This window comes from Geodermatophilus sp. CPCC 206100, assembly GCF_048569675.1.
Taxonomy (GTDB): Bacteria; Actinomycetota; Actinomycetes; order Mycobacteriales; family Geodermatophilaceae; genus Geodermatophilus.
Window position 1 is genome coordinate 37,716 of sequence record NZ_JAQISV010000052.1, and the last position, 7,826, is coordinate 45,541.

Annotated in this window: 8 protein-coding genes, 2 tRNA genes and 1 other RNA gene; 8 read left to right on the forward strand and 3 right to left on the reverse strand. The window is 76.4% G+C overall.

From position 1 onward, the window contains the following. Nucleotides 1–15 precede the first annotated feature (15 nt). The 5 genes from PGN05_RS21495 to PGN05_RS21515 all read left to right on the forward strand — a co-directional run bounded on the left by PGN05_RS21495 (nt 16) and on the right by PGN05_RS21515 (nt 2,554). Nucleotides 16–678, forward strand: a complete 663-nt coding sequence (locus tag PGN05_RS21495; RefSeq protein WP_419754610.1) for an O-methyltransferase — start codon at nt 16–18, stop codon at nt 676–678. Then, complete coding sequence (locus PGN05_RS21500; RefSeq protein ID WP_419754611.1) at nt 675–1,172, forward strand: tRNA adenosine deaminase-associated protein; 498 nt, start codon at nt 675–677, stop codon at nt 1,170–1,172. The genes PGN05_RS21495 and PGN05_RS21500 overlap by 4 nt, the downstream gene beginning before the upstream one ends. Beyond that, nucleotides 1,169–1,840, forward strand: coding sequence for an HAD-IA family hydrolase (locus PGN05_RS21505; RefSeq protein WP_419754612.1), 672 nt, complete (start codon nt 1,169–1,171; stop codon nt 1,838–1,840). Before PGN05_RS21500 ends, PGN05_RS21505 begins: the two co-directional genes overlap by 4 nt. Nucleotides 1,841–1,991: 151 nt before the next feature. Further along, nucleotides 1,992–2,456, forward strand: coding sequence for a nucleoside deaminase (locus PGN05_RS21510; protein WP_419754613.1), 465 nt, complete (start codon nt 1,992–1,994; stop codon nt 2,454–2,456). Nucleotides 2,457–2,466: 10 nt separating this feature from the next. Further along, nucleotides 2,467–2,554 (forward strand) — tRNA-Ser (locus PGN05_RS21515). Between the two features lie 109 nt (nt 2,555–2,663). Here the strand turns inward: PGN05_RS21515 and PGN05_RS21520 are convergent. Together PGN05_RS21520 and PGN05_RS21525 are read right to left on the reverse strand one after the other, a co-directional pair. Next, nucleotides 2,664–4,349, reverse strand: coding sequence for a serine/threonine-protein kinase (locus PGN05_RS21520; protein ID WP_419754614.1), 1,686 nt, complete (start codon nt 4,347–4,349; stop codon nt 2,664–2,666). 37 nt (nt 4,350–4,386) lie between these two features. Continuing rightward, nucleotides 4,387–4,734: a hypothetical protein gene (locus PGN05_RS21525; RefSeq protein WP_419754615.1), complete on the reverse strand. Its 348-nt coding sequence runs from the start codon at nt 4,732–4,734 to the stop codon at nt 4,387–4,389. Between the two features lie 142 nt (nt 4,735–4,876). Here PGN05_RS21525 and PGN05_RS21530 point away from each other — a divergent pair. Further along, a tRNA-Ser gene (locus tag PGN05_RS21530) sits at nt 4,877–4,961 on the forward strand. A 54-nt stretch (nt 4,962–5,015) separates the two neighbouring features. On the opposite strand, the gene PGN05_RS21535 is transcribed toward PGN05_RS21530, so the two are convergent. Beyond that, entirely contained in the window at nt 5,016–5,972 is a 957-nt protein-coding gene (locus PGN05_RS21535) for a DMT family transporter (RefSeq protein ID WP_419754616.1), read from the reverse strand. A gap of 251 nt (nt 5,973–6,223) precedes the next feature. Between PGN05_RS21535 and ffs the strand changes: the two genes are divergently transcribed. Next, an RNA gene (gene ffs / locus PGN05_RS21540) (signal recognition particle sRNA small type) lies at nt 6,224–6,319 on the forward strand. A gap of 68 nt (nt 6,320–6,387) precedes the next feature. Next, on the forward strand, nt 6,388–7,826 hold a 1,439-nt coding region (locus tag PGN05_RS21545), incomplete at its 3' end, for a DNA polymerase III subunit gamma and tau (protein ID WP_419754617.1).

Here is a 7,826-nt window from a genome sequence, read left to right on the forward strand (position 1 = left end):
CCGCCCGCAGGCGCCATGACGCCGCGCTCGTTCCTCCTCACCCCCGAGCTGGCCGGGTACGTACGGGCCTCGTCCGAGCCGCCGGACGACGTGGTCGCCGACCTGCTCGCCGAGACCGCCGCCCTGGCCGACCGCGGCGAGGTGCCCCCGACCTTCCAGATCGCGCCCGAGCAGGGCACCTTCATGCAGCTGCTCACCGGCGCGCTGGGCGTCCGCCGGGCGATCGAGATCGGCACCTTCACCGGCTACTCCGCCCTCTGCGTCGCCCGGGGCCTGGCCGACGACGGCTCGCTGCTGTGCCTGGACGTCAACGCGGAGTGGACGGCGATCGCCCGCCGCTACTGGGCCCGCGCCGGGCTGGCCGACCGGATCGAGCTGCGACTGGGCGACGCGCACGAGTCGCTGCGCGCGCTGCCGGCCGAGCCGACGTTCGACCTCGCCTTCGTCGACGCCGACAAGACCGGGTACGCCGGCTACGTCGAGGACCTGCACCCGCGGATGACCGCCAACGGAGTGGTGCTGCTCGACAACACGCTGGCCAACGGCCGGGTGCTCGACCCGGAGAACGACAACCAGCGGGCGATCGTCGAGCTCAACGCCGCGCTGGCCACCGACCCCCGCTGGGAGACGGTGCTGTTGCCCGTCTCCGACGGCCTGACCATGCTGCGCAAGCGGTGACCGAGCCGGAGGTACGGGCCAGCTGGGCGGTCCGGGTGAGCCGGCCCGACGGGCGCTGGCGGGTGGAGCTGTTGGCCGCCGACGCCGGCGACGAGCTGCCGGTGCTGGAGCGGGCGCTGGGGGAGCCGGGCGTCGGCGCGTGGCCCGGACCGTTCGTCGTCGTCGTCGACTCGCGGCTGTACTTCGTCGTCCTCCGGCACGGGCCCGGGGGCCTGGTCCGGGCGCTGATCTCCGACGCGACCATGCAGGAGTGGGTGCTGGCCGCCGAGGTGGTGGAGCGCTACGGCATCGCGGTGGACGCCGACGGGGCGTTCGACGACGACGAGACCGGCTGGCCCGGCGGCGACCTCGACGTCTTCGCCGACGACGGGCTGCCCGCCGACCAGCTGCGGCCGATCGTGACCGCCGACGACCTGTGGGCCGACGAGATGGTGGCCGCGATCGCCGCGCGGCTGGGCTTCGCCGAGGAGCTCGCGGCCGCCGTGCGCACGTGACCGCGCGGGTCACCGCCGTCGTCCTCGACCTCGGCGGGGTGCTCACCGAGAGCCCGATGACGGCGTTCGCCGCGTACGAGGCCGAGGCCGGGCTGCCTGACGGGCTCGTCCGGCGGCTGAACAGCACCGACCCGGACACCAACGCGTGGGCCCGGTACGAGCGCGGCGAGCTGGACGCCGCGGGCTTCGTCGACGCCTTCGAGGCCGAGGCCCGGGTGGCGGGGCACCGCCTCGACGCCCGCCGGGTGCTCGCCGCGCTCGGCGGGGACCTGCGCCCGTCGATGGTGGCCGCCGTGCGGCGGCTGCGGGACGGGGGCGTGCCGCTGGCCCTGCTGTCGAACAACGTCGCGCCGATGGAGCGCACCGGCCGGCTCGGGGAGCTGCTGGACCTGTTCGACGTGGTCGTGGAGTCCTCGGTGGAGGGCGTGCGCAAGCCCGAGCCGGAGATCTACCGGCGGACGCTGGCCCGGCTCTCCGACGCGGCCGGCCGGCCGGTCGGGGCCGGGGAGTGCGCCTACCTGGACGACCTCGGCATCAACCTCGAGCCGGCGCGGGCCCTGGGCATGCACACCGTCAAGGTGGTCGACCCGGCGGCGGCGCTCGCCGAGCTGTCCGCGCTGGTCGGGATCCCGCTGGACGACGCCGGCGGCCGGCGGGTCCCGGCGTGACCGCGGACCCGGCACACCTCCCCCCGCGCGGAGTCGTGCTCTGCCCACCCCGGTGGGCAGAGCACGAGCTCCCCGCAGGGCAGGTCCGGGCTCTCCCTTCGTGCTCTGCCCCCGCTGGTGGGCAGAGCACGAGCACGCCGGAGGGAACCCGGTGACTCCCGACCTCGACGCGGCGATGGGGCGGGCGCTGGAGCTGGCCGCCGCCGCGGTGGAGTGGGGCGACACGCCCATCGGTGCCGTCGTCCTGGCCCCGGACGGGGCGGTGCTGGCCGAGGCGGCCAACGAGCGGGAGAAGCGCGGCGATCCCACCGCGCACGCCGAGGTGCTCGCCCTGCGCGCCGCCGCGCGGGTGCACGGCGACGGCTGGCGGCTGACCGGCACCACGCTCGTCGTCACCCTCGAGCCGTGCACCATGTGCGCCGGTGCGAGCGTGCTGGCGCGGGTGGGACACGTCGTCTACGGCGCCGACGACCCGAAGGCCGGGGCGGCCGGGTCGCTGTGGGACGTCGTCCGCGACCGCCGGCTCAACCACCGGCCGCAGGTCACCGGGGGAGTGCGCGCGGAGGAGTCCGCCGCGCTCCTACGCGCGTTCTTCCGGCGCCGGCGGGCCCTGTAGTCTCTGCGGCGGTGGCGTGTCCGAGCGGCCGAAGGAGCACGCCTCGAAAGCGTGTGAGGTGCAAGCCTCCGTGGGTTCAAATCCCACCGCCACCGCCAGTCCTGACGGCGAAGCCGTCCCGAGGGGCTCCGACCTGCTGGTCGGGGACCCTGGGGGCGGCTTCGCTGCTGTTCGCGGCCGTTCACCGGAACGGCTCGGGGAGGTGCGTCAGCCGACGGGCCCGACGTACCGGTCGAAGTCCACCAGCCAGTCGCCGTCGTCGGCGCGGACGAAGCGCACCTCGTGCAGCTCGACCTGGCTGCCCCCGTCGCGGCCGGTGTACCGCACCTCGGTGGTCGCGGTGACCGACCCGTCGTCCTGCCGCGAGACGTCCCGGAGCTCCGCGAGCTCGACCTCCGACCACGGCGACCAGAAGTCCCGGTAGTACCCGGGGCTGGCCGCGGACTTCAGCGTGGGCCCGGTCATCGCGTAGGCGGCGTCCGGGTCGCCGGGCAGCAGCTCGTAGTACCGGGCGAGGGTCTGCTCGGCGACGGCGTCCGGGTCGTCCGGCGGAGGTGCGTCCTCCGCGGGCTCGTCGGCGGGCTCGTCGGCGGGCTGGTCGGCGGGCGGCGCGGTCGCGTCGGAGGACGGCGCGGGCTCCGTGCCGGGGTCCGCCCCGGCGGAGCCCCCGTCGGCCTCGCTCGACGGCGCCGCGGACGACGCCGGCGGGTCCGCTGCCGATGCGCCCTCGGGGGCGTCGCCGCGGGTGACCAGCCAGGCGATCCCGCCGGCGACGAGCAGCACGGCCAGCACCACCGCGGCGACCAGGCCGGGGCGGCGCTTGCGGGGCCGCGCGGTGACGATCGACGCCGGCCGGGCGGGCGGCGGCGTAGGAGGCGGGGTCGGGGGCGACGGCTGCGCGGGCGGCACGTCCTGGACGGCGGTGCGCGGACCGGCACCCCCGCCAGATCCCCCGCCGGCCGGGATCTCGCCCGCGCCGAGCTCGGCGGTCCGCTGCCGGTTGGTGGACGACCGGAGAATGGTGCGGGCCATCAGCACCGTCGTCGGGTCCCCGTCCCGCCCCGCGGCGAGCCGCGCGAGCTCATCGCGGACCTCGCTCATCGACGGGCGCGCGGCGGGGTCGACCGCGAGCATCCGGGTGAGCGCGCCCGACATCGAGCCGGCCCGGCGCGGCGGGGCGACCTGCCCGCCGGCGACCCGGTGCAGCAGCCGCAGGGCGTTGTCGTCCATGCCGAACGGGGGCTCGCCCTCCAGGCAGGTGTAGAGGGTGGCGCCGAGGGAGAACACGTCGCTCTCCGGCGTCATCTCGGACCCCTGCGCCACCTCGGGGGCCAGGAACGCGGGCGTGCCGGTGATCTGCCCGGTCTGGGTCAGCGTGACGTCGCCGGTGGCGTGGGAGATGCCGAAGTCGGTGATCTTCACCAGGCCGTCGACCCCGGCCCCCTCACCGATGAGCACGTTCGCCGGCTTGACGTCCCGGTGCACGATCCCCGCCGCGTGGGTGGCCACCAGGGCGTCGGCCACCTGGGCGCCGATCTGGGCCACCTGGTCGACGTGCAGGACGCCGTCCTCGGCCAGCACCTCCGCCAGGCTGCGGGAGGGCAGGTACTCCATCACCAGCCACGGCGACCCGGCCTCGTCCACCGCGACGTCGTAGACGGAGATGGCGTGGGGATGGCTCAGGCGGGCGGCGATGCGGCCCTCGCGCAGCGCACGCTGGCGCTGCTGCTCGACCGCGGTCGGGTCCGCGCCGCTCGGCGGGAGGACCTGCTTGACCGCGACCCGGCGGCCCAGGACCTCGTCGGTGGCCCGCCAGACCGTGCCCATGCCGCCGCCGCCGACGCGGGCGTGCAGCCGGTAGCGCCCGGCGACGAGGTGGTCGGGTCCGCTCATGGGGTCCGTCAGTGACGCGCCGGCGCCGAGGCGCCGGTCAGACGCCGGTGGGGACGCCGTACCGGCGGGCGTACTCCTCCTGGGCACCCGCGGGCAGGGCGTCGTAGAGCTCGCCGAGCTGGTCGACGACGTCCGGGGCGAGGTCGTCGAACAGTCGCTGCCAGGTGGGCGGCTCGTCGTAGCTGCGGGTCAGCAGCAACTCCCAGGCGCGGGTCTGCCGGTCGCGCTTGCTGCGCTCGGCGACGAACTCCGACAGGTAGCGGTCCTTGGCGGCGTCCTTCTCCTCCTTGGTCGCGGTCGGCGGCAGCCCCGAGGGGTCGGCGCCCTTCAGCACCGCGACGATGGCTTCCACGACCTCGGGCCGGAGTTGCTCGGTCTCGCTCATGGGGCTTGCCTCCTGGTGCCGCGGGCCGGGGATCCCGTTCCGGACCAGCCTTCCCCAGGGCGCCGGGGCGAAACCACACCCGGCGCCACCGGGTGCCCTCGCTGACCGCCGCGGCACCGCCCGGTATCCTGGCCGGGCACCGGGAGGATTCGCCTAGTGGCCTATGGCGCTCGCTTGGAAAGCGGGTTGGGGGCAACCCCTCGGGAGTTCGAATCTCCCATCCTCCGCACCCGAGGCCGGGTCCCGCGCAGCAGCGGGGCCCGGCCTCCGTGCGTCGGCGCTCAGGTGCCGGGCGCGGTCGGTCCCGGCGCGGGAGTGCCCAGCCGGCGCAGGTAGAGCCCGGCGACGGCGGCCAGCACGAGCACCCCGCCGGCCAGCGCGCCGAGGGGCAGCCGCTCCCCGAGGAACGCCGTCGCGAGCGCCGTCGCCGTCACCGGCTCCAGCAGGGTGACGATCGCCGCGACCGCGCCCGGCACCGTGCGCAGCCCGCGGAAGAACAAGGCGTAGGCCAGGGCGCTCGGCACCGCTCCGAGGTAGAGCAGCGTCAGCAGGGCGACCGGCTCGGTGGTGAACCGCAGGCCGGCGGCCAGCGCGACCGGGGTCAGCAGCAGCGCCCCGCCGGCGAACCCCACCAGCGTCACCGGGACGCCGGCCGGCAGGCCGCCGCTGGCGAGGGTGACGACGGCGTAGCCCAGGGCCGAGCCGACCGCGAGGAGGCCGCCGAGCAGCACCGCCGTCCCCGCCGAGGCGCCCGCCGTCAGACCGACCAGCAGGCCCAGCCCGGTGAGGGCGGCGGCGAGGGCGGCGACGGTGGCCCGGTCGGGCCGGCCGTGCCCGAGCAGCGCCGCGCCGACGGCGACGAGCAGGGGTGCCAGGCCCAGCGCGACCAGGGTGGCGATGCTCACCCCGGCGGAGGCCACGGCGGCGAAGTAGGCCAGCTGGTAGGCGGCGAGGCCGGCGGCCACCAGCGCGAGCCGGGCGGCGACCGGGCGGGTCAGCGGGGCGCCGGCGACCGCCCGGCGGCGGGTGAGCAGGTGGGCGGCGAGCAGCACCGCGGCGCCGATGGCCAGCCGGTGCCAGGCGATGTCCAGCGGGCCGAGGTCGGTGCGGTCGGCGACCACGCGGCCGCTGACGCCCGAGGTGCCCCAGCAGAGGGCGGCGAGCACGACGAGCACGAAGCCGCGGGACGGCGCCGCGGTCGGTGCGCCGCTGGTCGCGGCGCGGGTGGGGGTGGACATGACGCTCCTGGTCGCGGGTTCCGGATCGGGGGAGTCGGTCCGGAGCACGGCGCAGCGTCCTCGGCGCGCGCCGGGGTGGGCTCAGCCCGCGGTGCTCCGGGTCAGGACCGGGGCGGGGGGAGGGGGAGGACCCGGTCCTCCTCCCCCCTCGCAGGCTCGGGGCGAGCCTCGGGGCGGGGCCAGGGCGTCATGGGCCGGGAGCGTAGCGGGGGGTCGTGGCGGCGGCCGACCCGAATTGCCCTACAGTGGGTGCCGACCCCTCGCGTGGCGTCACCCTGTGAACCTCCCCAGGGCCGGAAGGCAGCAAGGATAAGCGGGCTCTGGCGGGTGCGCGGGGGGTCCTCTCTTCCTCCCCGTCGTCGGGATCGCGGTGGAGGTCCACGGCGGCGTCGGACCTGCCACGTAACCTCGTCGCGTGGCTCTGGCGCTCTACCGGAAGTACCGCCCGGCGACCTTCGCCGAGGTGGTCGGCCAGGAGCACGTGACGACTCCGCTGGTCAACGCCGTCGACGGCGGGCGGATCAACCACGCGTACCTGTTCAGCGGCCCCCGGGGCTGCGGCAAGACGTCGTCGGCGCGGATCCTCGCCCGCTCGCTGAACTGCGAGCAGGGGCCGACGTCGACCCCGTGCGGCGTCTGCGGCTCGTGCGTCGCGCTGGCCCCCGACGGGCCGGGGTCGCTGGACGTCATCGAGATCGACGCGGCCAGCCACGGTGGTGTCGACGACGCCCGGGACCTGCGCGAGCGGGCGTTCTTCGCCCCGGTGAACAGCCGCTACAAGGTCTACATCGTCGACGAGGCGCACATGGTGACCACGCAGGGCTTCAACGCCCTGCTCAAGGTCGTCGAGGAGCCTCCGGAGTTCCTCGTCTTCGTCTTCGCCACGACCGAGCCGGACAAGGTCCTGTCGACCATCCGCTCGCGCACGCACCACTACCCGTTCCGGCTGGTGCCGCCGACGACACTGCGCGGCCTGCTCGAGAAGACCTGCGCCGCCGAGGGCGTGCAGGTCGAGCCGACGGTGTTCCCGCTGGTGGTGCGCGCCGGCGGGGGCTCGGTGCGCGACTCGCTGTCGATCCTCGACCAGCTGCTGGCCGGCGCGGGTGGCGAGGGCGTCACCTACAAGAGCGCCGTCGGCCTGCTCGGGGTGACCGACGACGCGCTGCTCGACGAGACCATCGACGCGCTGGCCGCCCACGACGCGCCGGGGGTGTTCCGCGCCGTCGACCGGGTGGTCGAGGCCGGGCACGACCCGCGCCGCTTCGCCACCGACCTGCTCGACCGGCTGCGCGACCTCATCGTGCTCGACGCCGTGCCGGACGCCGGCGGGAACGGGCTGCTCGACTGCCCGCCCGACCGGCTGGACCTCATGAGCTCGCAGGCGCGGGCGCTGGGCTCGGCGACCCTGTCGCGGATGGCCGACACCGTCCACGAGGGCCTGACCGAGATGCGCGGGACGACGGCGCCGCGGCTGCTGCTCGAGCTGGTGTGCGCCCGCATGCTGCTGCCCGCGACCGACGACTCGGCGGCGGCCACCCTGCAGCGGCTGGAGCGCCTGGAGCGGCGGCTGTCGATCGCGGGCGAGTCCGCCGGGCGCCCGGTTCCCGAGGCCCCGGTCCGGGAGCCCGCCGTCCGGGAGGCGCCCGCCGTCCGCGAGACGCCCGCTCGCCCGGAGCCGGCCGCCGAGCCGGCGGCTCCCGAGTCCGCCGGTCCGCGCCGGGAGTTCGTCCGGCGGTCCCGGCCCGCGGCCGAGCAGCCGACGACGCCGCAGCCCGCGACGCCGCAGTCGCCGGCCGCCGCGCAGGCACCGGCTCGGGCGGCCGGACCGGCGCCGTGCGCTCCGCCCCCCGGCCA